The 20295-nt window shown below is 61.1% G+C and carries 22 protein-coding genes and 1 pseudogene; 8 read left to right on the top strand and 15 right to left on the bottom strand.

Features of this window, described 5'->3' with window-relative positions; translation table 11 throughout:
• The coding region (locus BLS60_RS18270; protein ID WP_143024623.1) for a transposase at positions 1–336 on the top strand (336 nt) is incomplete at its 5' end.
• A gap of 74 nt (positions 337–410) precedes the next feature.
• Here the strand turns inward: BLS60_RS18270 and BLS60_RS18265 are convergent.
• The 10 genes and pseudogenes from BLS60_RS18265 to acnA all read right to left on the bottom strand — a co-directional run bounded on the left by BLS60_RS18265 (position 411) and on the right by acnA (position 9213).
• Positions 411–746, bottom strand: a complete 336-nt coding sequence (locus BLS60_RS18265; protein ID WP_092370910.1) for a 5-carboxymethyl-2-hydroxymuconate Delta-isomerase — start codon at positions 744–746, stop codon at positions 411–413.
• A 262-nt stretch (positions 747–1008) separates the two neighbouring features.
• Positions 1009–1314, bottom strand: a complete 306-nt coding sequence (locus BLS60_RS18260) for a hypothetical protein (protein WP_092370907.1) — start codon at positions 1312–1314, stop codon at positions 1009–1011.
• A gap of 81 nt (positions 1315–1395) precedes the next feature.
• On the bottom strand, positions 1396–1557 hold the full coding sequence (locus BLS60_RS18255; protein WP_070883587.1) for a DUF2986 domain-containing protein: 162 nt from the start codon (positions 1555–1557) through the stop codon (positions 1396–1398).
• 55 nt (positions 1558–1612) lie between these two features.
• Positions 1613–2041, bottom strand: coding sequence for a GNAT family N-acetyltransferase (locus tag BLS60_RS18250; RefSeq protein ID WP_092370904.1), 429 nt, complete (start codon positions 2039–2041; stop codon positions 1613–1615).
• A 17-nt stretch (positions 2042–2058) separates the two neighbouring features.
• Positions 2059–2568: pseudogene (locus BLS60_RS18245) on the bottom strand (GNAT family N-acetyltransferase).
• A gap of 26 nt (positions 2569–2594) precedes the next feature.
• Positions 2595–2921 carry a hypothetical protein gene (locus tag BLS60_RS18240; protein WP_092370898.1) on the bottom strand — a complete coding sequence of 109 codons (327 nt, stop codon included), beginning with the start codon at positions 2919–2921 and terminating at the stop codon, positions 2595–2597.
• Between the two features lie 35 nt (positions 2922–2956).
• A complete protein-coding gene (locus BLS60_RS18235) occupies positions 2957–3295 on the bottom strand; it encodes a DUF6966 domain-containing protein (RefSeq protein WP_092370895.1) in 339 nt (112 codons plus the stop codon).
• A gap of 409 nt (positions 3296–3704) precedes the next feature.
• Complete coding sequence (locus BLS60_RS21395) at positions 3705–4109, bottom strand: hypothetical protein (RefSeq protein ID WP_143024620.1); 405 nt, start codon at positions 4107–4109, stop codon at positions 3705–3707.
• 521 nt (positions 4110–4630) lie between these two features.
• Positions 4631–6196, bottom strand: coding sequence for a methyl-accepting chemotaxis protein (locus BLS60_RS18225; RefSeq protein ID WP_092370889.1), 1566 nt, complete (start codon positions 6194–6196; stop codon positions 4631–4633).
• A 278-nt stretch (positions 6197–6474) separates the two neighbouring features.
• Complete coding sequence (gene acnA, locus BLS60_RS18220; protein ID WP_092370886.1) at positions 6475–9213, bottom strand: aconitate hydratase AcnA; 2739 nt, start codon at positions 9211–9213, stop codon at positions 6475–6477.
• Between the two features lie 238 nt (positions 9214–9451).
• Between acnA and rlmM the strand changes: the two genes are divergently transcribed.
• Both rlmM and tusA read left to right on the top strand, forming a co-directional pair.
• On the top strand, positions 9452–10507 hold the full coding sequence (gene rlmM / locus BLS60_RS18215; protein ID WP_092370883.1) for a 23S rRNA (cytidine(2498)-2'-O)-methyltransferase RlmM: 1056 nt from the start codon (positions 9452–9454) through the stop codon (positions 10505–10507).
• 49 nt (positions 10508–10556) lie between these two features.
• Complete coding sequence (gene tusA / locus BLS60_RS18210) at positions 10557–10799, top strand: sulfurtransferase TusA (RefSeq protein WP_092370880.1); 243 nt, start codon at positions 10557–10559, stop codon at positions 10797–10799.
• A 103-nt stretch (positions 10800–10902) separates the two neighbouring features.
• Here the strand turns inward: tusA and BLS60_RS18205 are convergent, their stop codons facing one another.
• The gene (locus BLS60_RS18205; RefSeq protein WP_092370877.1) at positions 10903–12294 is read right to left on the bottom strand and encodes an MATE family efflux transporter; all 1392 of its coding nucleotides are present in this window, start codon (positions 12292–12294) and stop codon (positions 10903–10905) included.
• Between the two features lie 112 nt (positions 12295–12406).
• On the opposite strand from BLS60_RS18205, the gene pdxB reads away from it, so the two are divergent.
• Positions 12407–13558 carry a 4-phosphoerythronate dehydrogenase PdxB gene (gene pdxB, locus BLS60_RS18200; protein ID WP_092370874.1) on the top strand — a complete coding sequence of 384 codons (1152 nt, stop codon included), beginning with the start codon at positions 12407–12409 and terminating at the stop codon, positions 13556–13558.
• 16 nt (positions 13559–13574) lie between these two features.
• Here pdxB and BLS60_RS18195 read toward each other — a convergent pair whose 3' ends face one another.
• The 3 genes from BLS60_RS18195 to BLS60_RS18185 form a co-directional block, all read right to left on the bottom strand.
• A complete protein-coding gene (locus BLS60_RS18195; RefSeq protein ID WP_092370871.1) occupies positions 13575–13754 on the bottom strand; it encodes a PA1571 family protein in 180 nt (59 codons plus the stop codon).
• A 233-nt stretch (positions 13755–13987) separates the two neighbouring features.
• A complete protein-coding gene (locus BLS60_RS18190) occupies positions 13988–14275 on the bottom strand; it encodes a DUF3509 domain-containing protein (RefSeq protein ID WP_070883574.1) in 288 nt (95 codons plus the stop codon).
• Between the two features lie 115 nt (positions 14276–14390).
• Entirely contained in the window at positions 14391–14612 is a 222-nt protein-coding gene (locus tag BLS60_RS18185; RefSeq protein ID WP_092370868.1) for a hypothetical protein, read from the bottom strand.
• A gap of 447 nt (positions 14613–15059) precedes the next feature.
• Here BLS60_RS18185 and dnaX point away from each other — a divergent pair, with 447 nt between their 5' ends.
• From dnaX to recR, 3 genes are all read left to right on the top strand, one after another.
• Positions 15060–17144: a DNA polymerase III subunit gamma/tau gene (gene dnaX, locus BLS60_RS18180; RefSeq protein ID WP_092370865.1), complete on the top strand. Its 2085-nt coding sequence runs from the start codon at positions 15060–15062 to the stop codon at positions 17142–17144.
• A 17-nt stretch (positions 17145–17161) separates the two neighbouring features.
• Positions 17162–17488, top strand: coding sequence for a YbaB/EbfC family nucleoid-associated protein (locus BLS60_RS18175; RefSeq protein WP_042555660.1), 327 nt, complete (start codon positions 17162–17164; stop codon positions 17486–17488).
• A 164-nt stretch (positions 17489–17652) separates the two neighbouring features.
• On the top strand, positions 17653–18252 hold the full coding sequence (recR, locus tag BLS60_RS18170; protein ID WP_092370862.1) for a recombination mediator RecR: 600 nt from the start codon (positions 17653–17655) through the stop codon (positions 18250–18252).
• A 101-nt stretch (positions 18253–18353) separates the two neighbouring features.
• Here recR and BLS60_RS18165 read toward each other — a convergent pair whose 3' ends face one another.
• Positions 18354–19265, bottom strand: coding sequence for an AraC family transcriptional regulator (locus BLS60_RS18165; RefSeq protein ID WP_092370945.1), 912 nt, complete (start codon positions 19263–19265; stop codon positions 18354–18356).
• 278 nt (positions 19266–19543) lie between these two features.
• On the opposite strand from BLS60_RS18165, the gene BLS60_RS18160 reads away from it, so the two are divergent.
• Complete coding sequence (locus tag BLS60_RS18160) at positions 19544–20281, top strand: SDR family oxidoreductase (RefSeq protein ID WP_092370859.1); 738 nt, start codon at positions 19544–19546, stop codon at positions 20279–20281.
• Positions 20282–20295 lie beyond the last annotated feature (14 nt).

The following is a 20295-nucleotide window of genomic DNA, read 5'->3' as shown; positions in this document are numbered from 1 at the left end:
CTGAACATGGCCTTTCTCAGAGGAACCTTTCGCAATAGCGATGCGTTCATCGCCTTTCTTGGACTAGACGTGCGCATGAAGGAGTCGGGGCGATATTGTGGCCAACGCAAGATCACCAAACAGGGCGATCCGGAGATCCGCCGGCTTCTGCATAACGCTGCGATGGCCGCTGCCCGGACCCAGCGGTGGCAAGAGGTCTATCAGGGTTACCTCAAGCGTGGACTGAAACGAACAGAAGCCTTAACCATCCTGGCCCGTAAACTGGCGCGCATCGCCTTTGCACTCATGCAGAAACAAGTCGATTACAACCCCAGGCAAGGAGGGTCGTTGACATAGAATCTCCTACGGGATAGGCGGGTGTTTAGCCCGAATCGTTTACTCAGACAAGCGCGGCCCGCAATGTAGATCGTTTACCCGGTCACCTTCGCATAGCTGGCGCGGTCGATATCCACCACCTCGACGGTCAGTGAGCAGCCCGGACGCTCCAGCTTTTGCAGATGCGCCAGCACCGATTGCGACAGCACCTGCTTTTGCTCCGGGGTGCGGCCCGACAGAATTTTTACGGTGACATGCACGAAGTTGCCTTTCTCTGGGCCGGTCAGGTAATGCTGATAAGCAATCGATCTCACCTTGATATCCCTCCCATCAGCCTCGAACAATCCCGACTGCAAAGCGCCGGCAAACACGGACGCAACCAAGGGCTCGCCATCCAGCGAAGTCGAATGTTCGATGATGCAATGAGGCACAGGCTTCTCCTAAAAAGTAGTCATGGGGCCAGCGTGGTTTCGTAGAGCGGAGCGGTGCGCTAGTTGATGCTTGATTCGCCACCGCTTTGATATCTCAATGATGGATGAAAAAGTCATCCAGCCTGTCGCGGCAGCTGACCTGTAGGAGCCGCGCCCCCGCGGCGAATAGCCCAGGCAACGCCGATATCAAAGCTCGACCAACAATCGCATCGCGCCAAAGGCGAGGTTCCCACGCGATAGTCCGGTGCTGAGCCCGAATCGTTTAGCCTGATAACCGCTGTCCGCAATGCAGACAATTGGCAGTCGCCGGATCATGGCGATCGCCCGCAACGCTATCTGCCTTGTTATGTGGCGACTCACCGCAGCCAGGGCAGGCATAACGCGACAGCGCCTGATGCTGCCGATACAAACACAATAGCAATCCGCCAATGACCGCTGCCAACGCGACTAGGAGCTCGGTCGCTGAGCTGAACATCGCGAACACGAACAGCGCAATGACCAGCACGGCGAGCAGCGATTCGAGAAAATCGACGTGCTTGCGCAGGTGGTTGTAATCATCCTGACTCATACGCGGCATCCCTGTCGTTATGGCCGATCCTGCAGAGCCTTGCCTAAAAACTGACCAGTAAATCGAAAATGCTGTTCCGGCTTAATCGGCAGAGGGTGTCGGCTCCAGGTCTTGCTCCGCAGCCAATTTCAATCGGTCCGCTTTGCTGACGTACTTCGGCTTGCTGCTTTTGGGGGCGAGCTTGGCATTGGCCTTCTTGGCGTGGGCCTCCAGCAGCTGCTTTATCTTCTTGCGACGATTCATGGTTTTCCCGACGGGGTAGTGCCCGGCCTTTGATCAGGTGCGCAGCATAATGGATTCAGCCCGCAGTTTTCTTCAGCGCCATGCCTTGGCTCGCAGGCGCCGTCAGCGCAAAGCCGAACTGCTCGTACAGGCGATACGCCTCACCGTCGGCGATCAAACTGACGTAGGCGGATTCTGGCACCTCGCGAGCGATGTAATCGCTGATTGCGCCCATGATTATCTTGCCCAGGCCACGTCCCTGATGGGCCGGCAGCACGGCGATATCCACCACCTGATAGAACGAACCGCCATCACCGATCACTCGGCCCATGCCGACAGGCTCGCCAGCACAGAGGATCTGCACGGCGAACAGGCTGTTGGGTAAACCACGGGTTGCCGCTTCGACAGTCTTGGCGCTCAGCCCGGCTGCGCTGCGCAGATGGCGATAGGTCTCCACCGACGGGATGGCATGCAGGATGGAGTAGGCGGGGGTGTTTTCGGTCATGGGAGAAGCTCCTGAAATCACTGCAGTGCTACAGCTGGCGCGTGCCAGCTCAGCAGCAGTGTCTGGCTGCCGTCGTCTTCTGGCAAGGTGTCGATAAGCGTCATGCCAGCCTTGCTCAGCACCCGCCGGGAAGCGGCATTGTCCGGCGCGACGGTGGCGATGATCTGCTTCAGGCCCAGCTTTTCGGCCGCGTAGGGTAGCAGGGCGCACACCACTTCGCTGGCATAGCCATGGCCCCAGTGCTCGCGGGCGAAGGCGTACTTCACCTCGGGTTTGTCCTGATCATCCGGGTGCACCAGCCCGCAGAACCCGATTACCGAGCCGCCGTTGCGCAGGGTCACGGTGTACATGCCATAGCCGCGCTGTCGGTAGTTATTCGCCGTCACCTAGAGCCAGTTGGCGGCCTGTTGCTGGGTCAACGGCACGCCGTCGGCGACCCAGCGCATGGCCTCTTCATCGCCGTAGATCCGTAGTAGCCGCTCCAGGTCATCCGGCACCCAGCGTCGCACCAGCAGGCGCTCGGTCATCAGCACGAGCGTGCCATCGAGTTCTTTCACGGCTTGTCGCCCTGTGCTGTGCGGTCGCGCGCCAACAACAACGGCAAGGCCTTCTCGCGCCAGAAGACCAGGCTGATTCCACCCGACGACATGCCACCATGGCTATGGCGTTCGACGGACACCGACGACTGCTCCGCGCATGGCGACAAGCCAACCAGGCGCTCGAAGGTGGCATCGAGAGTTTCGGCCAGCTTTGCCTCGCTTGGCGGAAGTGGCAGGGCGCCCAGCGCCTCGCTCATTTCCTGCCACAGATAGGGGTCGCCACGCAGGCCCCACTGGATGGGCGCAGGCTTGAATAGGTCGGATAGGGTAGTGGCGGACATCGATTCAGGTGATCTCCTGTGGTGTACGCGTGAAGTCAGTCAACGTCGGTGGCGTTGCGCAGCCTTATCGCCCGGGCCGCTATATAGACGCGGTTCGACGCCTCATCCAGCAACTCCATGCCGACAATGAAGCGGCCATTTTGCCACGGTGCGTAATCGTTGAAGCTGCCCATGCCGCCGTAAACGGACATCACCGAGCACGCCAGGCCTGTCAGCTCATCGGCATCGTAACGGCTGCCCGCCAGCGCTCTGGCAGTCGACAGGCAATTGCGGAAATGCGTGCCCCAGTGGCTATCGGGGTCAAGGGCGAGAATCTCGGTGAGCGCCGCGAGGTGAGCGATCAGTTCGTTCAGCTGGGTTTGCGGAGTGGTCATGATGCGCCGGGAGGTGAGGGTCTGTATCGAGCGAAGAGTATGCCTCAGGCGTTCTACGATGAGGCTCCACCTCATGATAAATACCGTGTAGGTATCGGCGGGCCGGTGCTGTCAGCCAGGTCAAGAGCATGGCCGATGGTAGGTGGCGTGGTTGACCAGATGGAAGATCGCCTCTTCACGGCTCAGCATGCCCTGCTTGCCATCCACGAAAACAAAGCGAATAGGCTCCTGAAGTTGCGCAGGTACAAGGCCTTCAAGGTACTCAGCTTAGTAGGGTGGACGACGCTTTATCCGTCCACCAATTCAGAGTGCAGTGGTGGATGAAAAGAGCGTCATCCGCCCTACTTGCTAAGCTAAGGGGCAGGCTTCGCCTGTCCCAGCGAATGAAATGAGCGACTTCAGCGCCCTGTTAGGCATGTGTGCTATTGGTTCTATTTTGTTCTTTAATACTATAGAGATATAGAGCTGCCAGTGTAATTAAGAACATTCGCTCTGGCGTTGGTGGTGTAAATATATTGATGGCAGGGCCAAAGAAAATTAGTTCCATTGTGCCTGCTGCGCCAAGTAAAGCGGCCGTAACGTATACGTGCAATGTGAACCTTGATTTTCTTATGACAAGAATCCCACCAATAAATACTGCTATCTGAGCAGCGGTGAGTGTCATAAGATTCAGGATGTTAAAATCACCATTTCTTACGCTAGAAAAGCCGATATATTTTAGCCACGCCGTTAACTCCAAGAAAGTGAAAATTCCGTATGAGAGGGCGGCCAAGTTAAATATTTCTAACGATTTACTTTCTGATTTTAATGTCATGTGTATCCCGTTGTGGTGTTTTTGCCTAACTATAATTAGACGACATTGCTGTCGCATAAGATCCGACAGCATGTCGGATAACGTTCCTTGTTGTGGCGTATTTTCTTGCCTAGTGTGAGCTAGGTCGCGGTAAGCGCGACATCACTCAGGGAGCAATACGACATGGATGACGGCAAGCCAAAATTGATGGTGCAGGTGCGCGAGCAGATTCGGGTGAGAAATTATTCGATTCGTACTGAGTCTGTCTACGCCGAGTGGGTGAAACATTCGCGGTGCGTTAGCGGTGAACAGCCTGCTTGACCGGTAGAGGGAGGTTTCGCTGTGGGGGCGCAGACAATAAAAAGCCCCGCACATGGCGTGGTGGATGTACCTCTGGAAGCCAGAAATAGATTGATTTGACTATCTTTGTCTCATAGAACTGGCTTATTTGGCTCCAGTTTTTATTGAATATTTCCAAGGCGAAAAATCCTTTGATCAGCACGCCACGTTCAAGAGTCCTTAAATAAAGTCTGGCTGGGGCCTCAACGATTAAACCGCGCCACCAACGAATACTGCCCCTGCGCCGTGCTGGTCAGTTCCTCACTCAACAACGCCGTACTCTGCGCCTCGCCCGCGGTCTGGTCGGATAGTTGCGCGATGGTGGTGATGTTGCGGCTGATTTCGTCGGCTACGGCGCTTTGTTCTTCGGCGGCGGCGGCGATCTGTTCGGCCATTTCGGCGATGTTGGCGACGGCGTCGCTGATGCCGGCGAGGGCGTGGTCGGCCTGCTGTACGCGTTCGACGCCTTCGTCGGCTTGTTTGCGGCCGATGTCCATGGTCAGCACGGCTTCATCGGCGGTGCGTTGCAGTTTGGCGATCAGTTCGTGGATCTGTCCGGTGGACTGGGCGGTGCGCTGGGCGAGGGAGCGTACTTCATCGGCGACCACTGCGAAGCCACGGCCCATCTCGCCGGCGCGGGCGGCTTCGATGGCGGCGTTGAGGGCGAGCAGGTTGGTCTGGTCGGCGATGCCTTTGATCACGTCGACCACGCCGCCGATCTCGTTGCTGTCGCGGGCCAGGCGGGTAACGGTTTCGCCGGTTTCGCCGACCGAGAGAGACAGGCGCTGGATCGCTTCGCGGGTTTCACGGGCGATGGTGCGGCCTTGCTGGGTGAGGCGGTTGGCTTCCTGAGTGGCGATGGCGGTGCGTGCCACGTTGTTGGCCACTTCCAGCGTAGTGGCGGCCATTTCGTTGACGGCAGTGGCGACCTGGTCGGTTTCCTCGCGCTGACGCTGCAGCCCGGCGGAGCTGTTGTGGGCCAGCACATCCGCCTGGGTGGCTTGTTTGGCGAGGTTCTCTGCGCTGTCCTGAAGGCGCGTGAGGCAGGTTTTCAAGCGCGCTTCCTGGCTAAGGATGGACAGCTCCAGACGGCCTTCGACGCCACGGCTGTCGGTGTACATCTGCGCGATCAGCGGGTCGGAGGTGCTCTGTTCGGCCAGTTGCAACAGGCGCTTGATGCCACGGCCTTGCCAGGCCAGGCCAAGCAGGCCAAGGGGAATCGACAGCGCGGCGGCGGCGATGAAGCCCCAGGTGCTGTCCAGCCAGGTGCCGACCAGAAAGCCGACCTGGCTGACCAGAATGAACGGCAGCCAGTTCTGTAACACCGGCAGCCAGCGGTCAAGGCTCGGCACGGCGGCCTTGCCTGCGTTGATGCGGCCGTATAGCGCCTGAGCGCGCTGCACCTGTTCGGTGGTGGGTTTGCTGCGCACCGACTCGTAGCCGGTGACCTTGCCGCCATCGAGCACCGGCACCACGTAGGCATTTACCCAGTAATGGTCGCCGTTCTTGCAACGGTTCTTGACGATGCCCATCCACGGCCGGCCGTCCTTGAGCGTGGCCCACATGTGTTCGAACACGGCAGGCGGTACATCAGGGTGACGCACCAGGTTGTGCGGGGCGCGTATCAACTCGTCTCGCGAGAACCCGCTGATGTCGACGAAGGCGTCGTTGCAGTAGGTGATCTGGCCTTTGAGGTCGGTCGTGGAGATCAAACGCTGCTGTTCTGGAAAAGTGCGCTCGTTCCCGGTGATCGGCTGGTTGTTACGCATGGCATCTACCCTGATGATTTTTTTGATATATCGCGTGCGCGCGGCAGGGCTCGAGTGTAACTGGAATTAGGGGTGGATCACATTTTGGCGCCGGTAATACGGCAGTCCATTCGTAGAATTGTGCAGTTTCGGTGCGGCAATTATTGATGAGTCAGTGGGTAGAGGGTCGCGTTCGAGCTTTTTCGAGGGCATAAAAAACCTGGGCGTCGCTTCGCTCGACCCAGGCTACGGTGGTTGCTGCACAGCGCCGCATCCTTGCGGCGGTCTGTGCAGGCGGCTTAGCTTGCGATCAGTTGGCGCAGCACGTAGTGCAGGATGCCGCCGGCCTTGAAGTACTCCACCTCATTGAGGGTGTCGATACGGCAGAGCACTTCAACGCTCTCTTGCTTGCCGTCCGGGTAAACGATTTCCAGCATCAGCGGCATGTGCGGGCGTACTTCCACGCCGTCCAGGCCTTTGATGGACAGCGTTTCCTTGCCGGTCAGGCCCAGGCTCTTGCGATCGGTGCCTTCGCTGAATTGCAACGGCAGCACGCCCATGCCCACCAGATTGGAGCGGTGGATGCGCTCGAAGCTTTCGGCGATCACCGCCTTGACGCCAAGCAGGTTGGTGCCCTTGGCGGCCCAGTCACGGCTGGAGCCGGTGCCGTATTCCTTGCCGGCGATCACCACCAGTGGCGTGCCTTCTTGCTGGTAGCGCATGGAGGCATCGTAGATGTCCAGCTTCTCGCCGCTGGGCACGTGCAGGGTGACGCCGCCTTCTTCGCCGTCGAGCATTTCGTTGCGGATGCGGATGTTGGCGAAGGTGCCGCGCATCATCACTTCATGGTTGCCGCGGCGCGAGCCGTAGGAGTTGAAGTCGCGCGGCTCGACGCCTTGTTCGCGAAGGTAGCGCCCAGCCGGGCTGTCTGCCTTGATGTTACCGGCCGGGGAGATGTGGTCGGTGGTCACCGAGTCGCCGAGCAGGGCCAGGATGTTGGCGTTCTGCACGTCACCGATGTGCGGTGGCGCATCGGCGATGCCTTCGAAGAACGGCGGGTGCTGGATATAGGTGGAATCGTTCTGCCAGGAATAGGTATCGGCTTCGGGCACGGCGATGGCCTGCCACTGCTCGTCACCGGCGAACACTTCGGCGTATTCCTTGCGGAACATGGCGGTGTCGACCTTCTGCACGGCCTCGGCAATTTCCTTCTGGCTCGGCCAGATATCGCGCAGGTACACCGGCTTGCCGTCGCGGTCTTCGCCCAGCGGCTCTTCGGCGATATTGATCCGCACACTGCCGGCCAGGGCATAGGCGACCACCAAGGGCGGAGAGGCCAGCCAGTTGGTTTTCACCAGCGGGTGCACGCGGCCTTCGAAGTTACGGTTGCCGGAGAGCACCGAGGCGACGGTCAGGTCATGCTCCTGAATGGCTTTCTCGATCGGGTCCGGCAGCGGGCCAGAGTTGCCGATACAGGTGGTGCAGCCGTAACCGACAAGGTCGAAACCCAGCTTGTCGAGGTACTCGGTCAGCCCGGCAGCGGCGAAGTATTCGGTCACCACCTTGGAGCCGGGCGCCAGCGAACTTTTCACCCATGGCTTGCGCTGCAGACCCTTCTCCACGGCCTTCTTGGCCAGCAGGCCGGCGGCCATCATCACGCTCGGGTTGGACGTGTTGGTGCACGAGGTGATCGCAGCGATCACCACGGCGCCGTCGCTCAGCGGGTAGCGATGGCCGTCCATTTCATACTGTATTTCGTTCTGCGCGGCATTGCCGACCGCTACACCGCCACCGCCTTCGCTTTCCAGGCGGCCCTCTTCCTTGCGGCCGGGCTTGAGTTGCAGGCCAAGGAAATCATCGAATGCCTGGCTGATATTGGGCAGCGCGACGCGATCCTGCGGGCGCTTCGGGCCGGCCAGGCTGGCTTCGACGCTGCCCATGTCCAGTTCCAGGCTGTCGGTGAACACCGGCTCGCTGCCGGCGTTGCGCCACATGCCTTGCGCTTTGGAATAGGCCTCGACCAGCTTGACGGTCTCTTCGGGGCGGCCGGACAGGCGCAGGTAGCCGAGGGTGATGTCATCAACCGGGAAGAACCCGCAGGTGGCGCCATATTCCGGCGCCATATTGGCGATGGTGGCGCGATCCGCCAGGGGCAGCTCGGCCAGGCCATCGCCGTAGAATTCGACGAATTTGCCGACCACGCCTTTCTTGCGCAGCATCTGCGTGACGGTGAGCACCAGGTCAGTGGCGGTGATGCCTTCCTTGAGCTTGCCGGTCAGCTTGAAGCCGATCACTTCGGGAATCAGCATGGACACCGGCTGGCCGAGCATCGCCGCTTCCGCTTCGATGCCGCCTACGCCCCAGCCGAGCACGCCGAGGCCGTTGATCATGGTGGTGTGCGAGTCGGTGCCGACCAGGGTGTCGGGGTAGGCGTAGGTCACGCCGTCCTCTTCTTTGGTCCACACGGTGCGGCCCAGGTATTCGAGATTCACTTGGTGGCAGATGCCGGTGCCCGGCGGCACCACGCTGAAATTGTCGAAGGCGCTCTGGCCCCAGCGCAGGAACGCATAGCGTTCGCCGTTACGCTGCATTTCGATCTCGACGTTTTCGCCAAACGCTTCGGGTGAGGCGAACTTATCGACCATCACCGAGTGGTCAATGACCAGATCGACCGGCGACAGCGGGTTGATCTTCTGCGGGTCGCCGCCGGCCTTGGCCATCGCGTCGCGCATGGCGGCGAGGTCGACCACCGCCGGCACGCCGGTAAAGTCCTGCATCAGCACGCGGGCAGGGCGGTACTGGATCTCGCGGTCGGAGCCGCGCTTGTGCAGCCAGTCGCTCATGGCCTGCAGGTCGTCGCGGGTGACGGTCTTGTCATCTTCCCAGCGCAGCAGGTTTTCCAGCAGCACCTTGAGCGACACCGGCAGTTTATCGATGTTGCCGAGTTGCTTGGCGGCGTCGGGGAGGCTGAAGTAATCGTAGGATTTACCGTCCACGTCCAGTGTGCGGCGGCAGTTCAGGCTATCGATGGAAGGCATCGTGCATCTCCTTGTGGCTTGCACGGTACAAGCCGTTGTGATTGTGGCAGAGGCATGTTGCAGCTCTGCGCGACGATTCCCCTTACGGCTTGCGATGAGCCGAAGTCCGGTCTTGCGCCGGGCGTACAAACGCCAGTGTAGCGGAGCCGGCCAATGCTGGGATTGTGTTCACTGGACAGGGAGCAGGCGCCGTGGGTTCCAGTTTTTCGCTATCATGCGCGGCCCAAGGAGAGCCCCGATGAATACTTTGTTGCTGCACTGCCGCCCCGGTTTCGAAAACGAGGTGTGTTCGGAAATTTCCGAGCATGCGGCGCTGCTCGATGTGCCTGGTTATGCCAAGGCCAAACCGAACACTGCTTATGCGGAGTTCATTTGCAGCGACGAGGATGGCGCAGTGCGGTTGATGGCAGGGCTGCGTTTCAGCCAACTGATCTTCATTCGCCAGTGGGCGCGGGGCAGCTTTATCGAGCTGCCGGAAAAGGACCGCATCAGCGTGCTGCTCGAACATCTGGCGTCACTACCGGTATTCGGCAGCCTGTGGCTGGAGGTGCTGGACACCAACGACGGCAAGGAGCTGTCCGGCTTCTGCAAGAAATTCGAAGGCCCGCTGCGCAAGGCGCTGACTGCCGCTGGCAGGCTGGTGGAGAACGAGCGCGCGCCACGGCTGCTGCTGACCTTCAAGAGCGGCCGCGAAGTGTTCCTGGGCATGGCCGAGGCGAACAATTCGGCCATCTGGCCGATGGGTATTCCACGCCTCAAATTCCCCCGCGAGGCGCCCAGCCGCTCGACACTGAAGCTCGAAGAGGCGTGGCACACCTTTATTCCTCGCGATCAATGGGATGAACGCCTGTCGGACGAGATGACCGGTGTCGACCTCGGCGCAGCGCCCGGCGGCTGGACCTATCAGTTGGTTCGCCGCGGCATGCTGGTGACTGCCATCGACAACGGCCCGATGGCCGAGAGCCTGATGGACACCGGCCTGGTGCAGCACCTGATGGTCGACGGTTTCACCTGGAAGCCCAAGCAGCCGGTGGACTGGATGGTCTGCGACATCGTCGAAAAGCCCGCGCGCAGTGCGGCGCTGCTGGAAACCTGGATTGGCGAGGGACATTGCCGCGAAGCGGTGGTCAATCTCAAACTGCCGATGAAGCAGCGCTATGCCGAGGTGCGCCGTTTGCTCGAGCGCATCGCTGATGGCCTGGCGGCGCGCAAGGTCAAGGTCTCGATTTCCTGCAAGCAGCTGTATCACGACCGCGAGGAAGTGACCTGCCACCTGCGGCGGTTGAGCAAATAAGGCGGTGTACCGCCAAGCTCGTTATTGATTCGATACTGCGGAGCCCCTGATGCTGGATTCAACACCCGATGACACCCTCGACGCCACCGGGCTGTTCTGCCCCGAGCCGGTGATGATGCTGCACAACAAGGTGCGCGATCTGCCGGCTGGCGGCCTGCTCAAGGTGATCGCTACCGACCCGTCGACGCGCCGCGATATCCCCAAATTCTGCGTGTTTCTCGGCCACGAGCTGGTCGAGCAGGCGCAGGACGCCGATACCTACCTCTACTGGATTCGCAAGAAGGTCGATTGAGTTGGAGCTTGGATCGCCCCGGGTATCGCTGCGCTCAACCCAGGCTACGAGATGGTTGCTCCGTAGCCTGGCGTCGAGCGCAGCGACACCCAGGGTTCATTGATCAGAGGCCCTGGCTGGCCGCTAGACTCAGCTGAATCCGCCGTCCGGCGCTGCGCTTGAGGCGCAACATGAGCATCAACGCGGCGCAGGTCAGGCCGGCGATCAAGCCTTCCCACAGCCCGGCGGGGCCGCTGGCGGCACCGAGCAGGTCGGTAAGGCCGAGCACGTAGCCGACCGGCAAACCGATACCCCAATAGGCGAACAAGGTCATGATCATCGTCGCGCGAGTGTCCTGATAGCCGCGCAGGGCGCCTGCAGCGGTCACCTGAATGGCATCGGAAAACTGGAACAGCGCGGCATAGACGATCAGGCTCGCCGCCAGGGCAATCACCTCCGGCGCCGGCGTATAGATCTGTGCGATCTGTTCACGCATCAGCAGCATGCCGCTGGCCGATACGCAGGCGTAGGCGAGCGCCGTCACGATGCTCACGCCCGCCGCGAAGCGCGCCTCACGCGGCTCGCCACGGCCCAATGCCTGGCCGATGCGCACCGTCGCGGCCATGCCGATGGAGTAGGGGATCATGAACACCAGCGAGGCAAAGTTGAGGGCAATCTGGTGGCCGGCCACCACGGTCGCACCCAGGCCGCCGATCAACAGGGCAATCACCGAGAAGATGCTCGATTCGGCAAACACCGAAATGCCAATTGGCATGCCGATACCCAGCAGCCGTTTGATCGGCGGCCAGCGTGGCGGCTCGAAGCGCTGCAGCGGCGTGGTGTCTTTATAGATGGGCGCGCGGCGCACCCACCAGACCATGCTGAGTAGCATGAACGCCATGCCCATTGCTGTGGCCCAGCCACAACCGACGGCGCCCAGAGCCGGCAGGCCGAGCTTGCCGTAGATCAGCACGTAGTTGAACGGGATGTTCACCAGCAGGCCGAGCAGGCCGATGACCATGCTTGGGCGCGTACGGCCAAGGCCGTCGCTGTAGCAGCGCAACACATGAAACAGCGCCACGCAGGGAAAGCCGAACGCCACACCACGCAGGTAGCCCATGGCCGGTTCGATCAGCGCCGGGTCGACGTTCATCAGGTGCAGCACGAACTCGGCATTCCACAGCGCCGCGCCTGCCAGGCTGCCGACCACCAGCGCCAGCCACAAGGCCTGGCGTACCAGTGGGCCGATTTCCGCACGCTGCCCGGCGCCGAAGCGCTGCGCTACTTTGGGTGTGGTCGCCAGCAGGATGCCGGTCATCAGCAAAAACACCGGCACCCAGATCGAGTTCCCCAGCGCTACGGCGGCAAGCGCCTGCGCGCTGAAACGGCCGGACATCACCGTGTCGACGAAGCCGATCGCGGTGTAGGCCAGTTGCGCAATGATGATCGGGGTGGCCAGAGCCAGCAGAGCGCGCAATTCGGTGCGCACGCGCTGTAGGCGAGAGAGGGCAGGCATGATGGTTCCGCCGGGCGTGGAAAACCGCACAGTCTACGCGCTGACGGATCGGTCAGGAAAGGCGCCAGGCAGTGCATGCGGTTAGAATGGGCGTCTGATTGTGGAGATCACCATGCGAATAGTCGCTGACGAGAATATTCCCCTGCTCGATGAGTTTTTCGCCGGCTTTGGCGAGATTCGCCGGCTGCCAGGCCGGGCCATCGACCGCGCTGCGCTCGGCGATGCGGAGCTGCTGCTGGTGCGCTCGGTAACGAGGGTTGATCGGGCACTGCTGGAAGGCAGCCGGATTGGTTTTGTGGGCACCTGCACGATCGGCACCGACCATCTGGACGTCGATTACCTTGCCGAGGCCGGTGTCCCCTGGAGCAGCGCGCCGGGCTGCAATGCCCGCGGCGTGGTGGACTATGTGCTGGGCAGTCTGCTGGTGCTTGCCGAGCGCCTTGGCGTTGAATTGCCGCAACGCACGTATGGAGTGGTCGGTGCCGGCCAAGTGGGCGAGCGATTGGTTGGCGTGTTGCGTGGCCTGGGCTGGCGCGTGCTGGTCTGTGATCCTCCACGCCAGCGCGCCGAAGGCGGTGAGTACGTCGATCTCCACCAGATTATCGAGCAGTGTGACGTAATCAGCCTGCACACACCGCTGCTGCGCGACGGCGAATTGGCCACCCGGCACCTGATCGATGCTCAGCGCCTCAAGCAGCTGCGTCCTGGCGCCTGGCTGATTAATGCCAGCCGCGGCGAAGTGATTGATACCGACGCCTTGCGCGAGCATCTGCAGCAAGGTGCCGACCTGCATGTGGTGCTGGACGTCTGGGAAGGCGAGCCGCTGGTTGATCCTGCCCTGGCTGCGCTTTGCCATATCGCCACGCCGCACATCGCTGGCTACAGCCTGGATGGCAAGCTGCGCGGCACGGCGCAGATCTACCAGGCTTTCTGCAGGCACCGCGGCATCACCCCGACGTTACAACTGGAGTCGTTCACCCCGGAGCGCTGGTTGCCGCGCCTGAGCATCAAGGCTGGCAGTGATCCAGCCTGGGTCCTGGCCACCCTGTGCCGGGCGGTTTATGACCCGCGGCGCGACGACAGCGATCTGCGTCGCGGTCTGGGCGGCGATGTGCAGGCGCGCAAGAGTAATTTCGATCTGCTGCGCAAGCGTTATCCAATGCGCCGGGAAGTGCAGGGGCTGGAGGTTGAGCTGATAGGCGAGGATGCACACTTGCGGACGCTGATCACGGCGCTGGGTGCACGCGTAATCAGCGGGTCATAGCGAGGAACGGCTGAGACTATTCAGGCGCGCTGTCTTTCGGCGGCTCGACCAGCTCTTTCTCCAGCTCACTGCAGGCATTCTGAATCATTCCCTCGGTGATCGGTATTTCGCGGCCGCTTGGGTCAATCACCGCACCGTGGGCAATCTCCGTTTCGGTGCTGGGCTGATCGGTGGCTCGTTGGTCAGGGCTGCTCATGGCTGTTTCCTCGTCAGGTTTATGCAGGTCTACCGAATCGGGTGGTGCCGCGCGACACCAGTATGGAACGACGTTGGGGCACTGCGGTAGGGCTTCAAGCGCTTATCGTGTAACTGTTGCAAAAAAAATCCTGTGCAGGTCCCTGGCCGACCAGCGGCGGTGATAGGCGAAGCGCACAGAAACGAAAAAGCCCCGCGCCTGTTGGGCTGCGGGGCTTTTTGTTGGAGCAGGAACTACGCGTGGTGGTAGTTGATCACGCTGTCCTGTTCCTTGAGCATCTTGCGCATTTCAGCCGGGATATTGCCGGCTCTGACAGCGAGCTCCAGGCGGATATCTTCGAGGCTTTGCGCGAAGGCATTCGAATCGTTGAGCTGCAGCTTCTGCAGAACCCGGCTGTAGGCGGTGGTATCGGCTTCATCGATCAGAGAAAGGACGATGCTGCCATCCGGGCGAGGCCGACTGAAGGTGGCGCGTAGGGGGGCGAATAGCTGGTCGACAAGTTGTCGATTACTATTTTCCATTGACGAACTCCAGTTGAAGTATGAATACCTATGAGTAACTGGGATTCATTTAGTTCGACGATGGCTGCTATTTCGCGCCCCAAAAGCTGATTTTATTTACACGCAGCGCTGATGATCAGCGACGCAGTGCCTGACGGGTACGCTCGATCACGCCCTTGAGGGAATCATCACTGTACTGGCCGGGATACAGGCGCTGAGTATGCTGCGCGACACCGGTGTGGTCGACCACGGTGAAGCTGAAGCTGCCTTTGCGAGCTGCGAGGATGTGGCAGGCCAGCGGCGCGAATGCGTTGGACAGGGTGTGGATAGCGGTCTGAATTTGTTGATTGGTATTCATATTCGGGTGTTTCCTGATACTACGGGCGCATGATCGCGCCATATAAAGAGGGCTCCGGGCATTGGCAGGGCCAACGGGATTGATAATCGGAGCGGACTGCGCGCTTTTAAGTTCCACCTATATAGATGAGGTGGAAACTAGAGCGGGTCTGTACTTCGGAAGGCTGGCGAAGGTCGACGCGTGAGCGGGACGGCCAGATCAGTCAGCGGAGGGGGTCTTGGCGAGTAAGCGTGCATCGTTTGGATGCCGATTGCCAGGAAACCATCAGGAAGGCCATAAGGCCGAATGACTTGCAGCGTGGTACGAACGGGACGGACTATACGCTGCTGTATAAAATTTAGCCAGCTCGGATCGTGATCTTTTTACGTCCGCTGATCGGCGTCGCACTGCCAGGCCGATTTGAGCTAGCATTAGCCCTCTTTTGCTTTCCTCTGGCGACGGTTTTCAATGAGTTATCAGGTTCTTGCACGCAAATGGCGCCCGCGTTCGTTTCGCGAAATGGTCGGGCAGACCCATGTGCTGAAAGCGCTGATCAATGCTCTCGACAGCCAGCGCCTGCACCACGCCTACCTGTTTACCGGTACCCGCGGTGTGGGCAAAACCACCATCGCGCGGATCATCGCCAAGTGCCTGAACTGCGAAACCGGCATCAGCTCCACACCCTGCGGCACCTGTTCGGTGTGTCGGGAGATCGACGAGGGTCGTTTCGTCGACCTCATCGAAGTGGATGCTGCCAGCCGTACCAAGGTGGAGGATACCCGCGAGCTGCTCGATAACGTGCAGTACTCGCCGAGCCGCGGGCGCTTCAAGGTTTACCTGATCGACGAAGTGCACATGCTCTCCACCAGCTCCTTCAACGCGTTGCTGAAAACGCTCGAAGAGCCGCCGCCCCACGTCAAATTCCTGCTCGCCACTACCGATCCGCAGAAACTGCCGGTCACCGTGCTGTCGCGTTGCCTGCAGTTCTCGCTGAAAAATATGCCGCCGGAGCGCGTGGTCGAGCATCTGACCCACGTACTGGGCGCGGAAAACATCCCGTTCGAAGACGACGCGCTGTGGTTGCTCGGCCGCGCTGCCGACGGTTCCATGCGCGACGCCATGAGCCTGACCGACCAGGCCATCGCCTTTGGTGAGGGCAAGGTGCTCGCCGCCGATGTGCGCGCCATGCTCGGCACACTGGATCATGGCCAGGTATACGGCGTGTTGCATGCGCTGATTGAAGGTGACGCGCGTGGTTTGATCGAGGCCGTGCGGCAACTTGCCGAGCAAGGGCCGGACTGGAGCGGTGTGCTGGCAGAAATGCTCAACGTACTGCACCGCGTGGCGATTGCCCAGGCGCTGCCAGACGCTGTGGACAATGGCCAGGGCGACCGCGACCGGGTGCTTGCGCTTGCCGAGGCATTGCCGGCTGAGGACGTACAGTTCTATTACCAGATGGGTCTGATTGGTCGTCGTGACCTGCCATTGGCGCCGGACCCGCGGGGCGGCTTCGAGATGGTGCTGTTGCGCATGCTGGCGTTCAGGCCGGCAGGCGAGGCCGCTGCGCCGAGGGTGGCGCTAAAGCCACTGGGGATCAGCCAGGCCAAGGCTGATCCCCGGACAACACCGGTGGCCGACGCAGCGCCTGCTGCGTCGCCAGCTGTTGTCACGGCCCAGCCTGCAGTCGCATCCACACAGCCTGCGCCAGTCGCTGCAGCGCCTGCGCCCGCGCAGCCGATGGTGGCGCCTGCAGCAATCTCTCCCGTGGCAACTGCCCCAGCGGTAACGCCGCCCTGGGAAGAGGCGCCGGTCGAAAGCAACGCCGTCGAGGCCACGCAGGCCGAGCCTGCAGCGCCTGTGAGCGAGGCGCCTCAGCCTGCGGTCGCGGTTCAGGCGCCGTCGGAGCCGAATACGCCAGTGCCGCCCAGCGCTGCAGAGCATGAGCCGGAAGCTGCATTGCCGGCCCCAGAGCTGGCCGACGTTCCGGTTATTGATAGCAGCGACCTGAACCCGCCCGACAGCGATGACGAGCCGCCACCTGGCGACTACGACTATGTGGCGATGGACGCCGAGAACCTCGATTACGATTTCGAGCACGCGCTTGCCGATGACCAGCAGGAAGTCGAGCCCGAGCCTGCTTCGTTGCCGGCCACCGGCCTGGCGGCAGAATGGCTCGAGCTGTTCCCCAAGCTAGGGCTCGGCGGCATGACCGGCAGCATCGCCGCCAACTGCTCGTTGATCGCGGTTGATGGCGACAAATGGGTGCTGCACCTCGACCCGGCCCACAGTGCGCTGTTCAACGCCACTCAGCAGCGTCGTCTTAACGATGCGCTGAACGCCTATCATGGCCGCGAGCTGCAGCTGGATATCGCGCTCATCAAGCCCGAGCAAGAGACGCCGGCCCAGGCTGCTGCGCGCAAACGGGCCAATCGTCAGCGCGAGGCTGAAGCATCGATCCAGAGCGATCCATTGATTCAACAGATGATTTCCCAGTTCGCCGCCTCTGTGCGTGCGGGCAGCATTGAACCCGTCGACACCGTCGTTAATCCCTGACTACCGAGGACAACATCATGATGAAAGGTGGCATGGCCGGCCTGATGAAGCAGGCGCAGCAGATGCAGGAAAAAATGCAGAAGATGCAGGAAGAGTTGGCTAACGCCGAAGTCACCGGTCAATCCGGCGCCGGTCTGGTCAGCGTGGTGATGACCGGTCGTCATGACGTCAAGCGCGTCAGCCTCGACGACAGCCTGATGCAGGAAGACAAGGAAATCCTTGAAGACCTCATCGCCGCGGCCGTCAACGACGCCGTGCGCAAGATCGAAGCCAACAGCCAGGACAAGATGTCCGGCATGACCTCTGGCATGCAACTGCCGCCCGGCTTCAAGATGCCGTTCTAAAACCACTTCCTTTTGGGAGCGGGCCATGCGCGCGATTCGCGGGTATGGCCCGCTCCGTAGGATGGGTCGGGCCGCGTAGGTGAAACCCATCAATCGTCGATGGGTTTCACCCATCCTACGGCCTGTTTCACCTTCCCGCTTTACCCTCTTCGAGCACTCGCACCATGAGTTTCAGCCCCCTGATCCGCCAACTGATCGATTCCTTGCGCATCCTGCCTGGCGTTGGCCAGAAGACTGCCCAGCGCATGGCCCTGCAGTTGCTTGAGCGCGACCGCAGCGGCGCCACGCGCCTGGCCCAGGCCCTGAGCCAGGCCATGGAAGGTGTTGGTTACTGCAAGTCGTGCCGCAGCCTGAGCGAGGACGAGCTGTGCCAGATCTGCCTCGACCCGCGTCGCGACGACAGTCTGCTGTGCGTGGTCGAGGGGCCGATGGATGTGTTCGCCGTGGAGCACACCGGTTTTCGTGGGCGCTACTTCGTGCTCAAGGGTCACCTGTCACCGCTTGATGGTCTGGGGCCGGAGGCTATCGGCATTCCCGAGCTGATGGCGCGTATCGAGGCAGGCCAGTTCAGCGAAGTGATCCTGGCCACCAACCCGACCGTGGAGGGCGAAGCGACCGCCCACTACATTGCCCAACTGCTGGCCGGAAAAGGCCTGATCGCCTCGCGCATCGCCCATGGCATGCCGCTTGGTGGTGAGTTGGAACTGGTGGACGGCGGCACCCTGGCTCACGCCCTGGCAGGGCGTCGCCCGATCTCCGCCTAGACGCTTGCGCGCGTAGCCGGGTCGAGTGCAACGACCTCGCACAAAGGCAGAAGAAAACGCGTCTCTGACTTCGGTCAGTGGCGCGTTTTTCGTTGCTGCGCTCAGCCGGCGTTGCGTAACCGCAGCATGTCGCGCAGCGGCGGGGCGCCGAACAGGCGGCTGTATTCGCGGCTGAACTGCGACGGGCTTTCGTAGCCGACGCGGAAGCTGGCTGATGCTGCCTCCAGGCATTCGCTGAACATCAGCCGGCGGGCTTCCTGCAGACGCAGTTGCTTCTGGTACTGCAACGGGCTCAGGGCGGTGACCGCTTTGAAGCGGTGGTGCAGGGTCGAGGCGCTCAGGTTGACCTCGCGGGCCAGTTCTTCGATGCGCAGCGGTTTGTCGTAATGCTGGTTGATCCACTCGATGGCGCGGGCGATGCGATGGCTCTGGCTGTCGGCCATCACCAACTCGCGCAGGCGCTGGCCTTGGGGGCTGCGCAGTAGGCGATAGAAGATCTCGCGTTGTGCCAGGGGCGCCAGCATGGCAGCGTCGCGTGGCGTATCGAGCAGGCGCAGCAGGCGTATCACCGCATCCAGCATCGCCGGGTCCAGCCGGTCGACGAACAGCGCGCGATTGGGGCCTGGGTCAGGCAGGCCAATCGGGCCAGCGTCGGCGAGCAGGCTGCTGATCATCGCCGGATCGATATCCAGTTTCAGGCTGAGGTAGGGCGATTCGGGTGTTGCCTCGATCACTTGGCCGGTAACGGGGAGGGTGACGGAGGCCACCAGGTAATTGAGAGGATCGTAAAAGTATTGCTCGGCGCCCAGACGGACCTCTTTGCGGCCTTGGGCAATGATGCACAGACAAGGGCGATACAGGGTCGGCATTGGCAGGCTTGGTGCCGTCGTGCAGGCCAGGGCCAACCCCTCTATCTGGGTGTCGTGCATGCCTTCTGCGGGAACATTACGTTTTATAAGGCTGGCGAGTTCGCTTTGCTGCACGGCCAGTTCATCGATGGGATCGAGTTGCATCATCGGGGCGCTCCTGAGTCTCGGCGCAGACTATCCGGGATTTGCCCAAACGTCCCGCGCGACAACAGCGCTTCGCAGGAATGGGCAAGCATGTGAGAGTAATAGGCAATTCATGATCACTTGGCCAGCATCCATGGGGCACGACAGAGTTGGTTAACACGTAGCTTTGCAGAATCAGGCAATAATCCTCCAGCAATCGACTAACGAAAAATCCTTCAACTGCCTACTCTCTGGAGTCACCGCGGCGCAGTGAGCCGCACTCACCAGAGGATCGTGTCATGTCCAATATCCAAGAAAAAGTTGTACTGATCACTGGCGCCAGCAGCGGTATCGGCGAAGGCTGCGCGCGGTTGCTGGCAGAGAAGGGCGCCCGGGTCGTGCTAGGCGCACGGCGTGTCGAGCGGCTCCAGCAACTGGTAAAAGAAATCCAGGCTGCTGGCGGCAAAGCCATCGCTCGCCGACTGGATGTCACTGACGCAGCCGATGTGCAGGCTTTCGTCGATGCTGCCATGACCAAATACGGCCGCGTCGACGTGCTGCTCAACAACGCTGGGGTGATGCCGCTGTCGATGATCGAAGCGCTCAAGCTCGACGAGTGGAACCAGATGATCGACGTCAATATCCGCGGTGTGCTGCATGGCATCGCTGCGGCCCTGCCGATCATGCAGAAGCAACGCAGCGGCCAGATCATCAACGTGGCGTCTATCGGTGCCTATCGGGTATCGCCGACGGCAGCGGTCTATTGCGCCACCAAATATGCAGTGCGGGCGATCAGTGACGGTTTGCGCCAGGAAGTCGGCGGGGATATTCGCGTCACCCTGGTATCGCCCGGCGTGGTCGAGTCCGAGCTGGCGGAAACCATCTCTGATGAAGGTGCGCGCGAGGCCATGCGCGAGTTTCGCAAGGTTGCCATCAGCCCGGAAGCAATCGCCCGAGCTGTGGCCTATGCCATCGAGCAGCCGGCGGATGTCGATGTCAGCGAGCTGGTGATTCGTCCCACCGCAAGCATCCATTGAGCCGAGGAGCGCTG

The organism is Phytopseudomonas seleniipraecipitans (assembly GCF_900102335.1).
Lineage (GTDB): Bacteria > Pseudomonadota > Gammaproteobacteria > Pseudomonadales > Pseudomonadaceae > Aquipseudomonas > Aquipseudomonas seleniipraecipitans.
The sequence above is the reverse complement of the archived record's forward strand: the minus strand, read 5'-3'. Positions and strand labels throughout refer to the sequence as shown.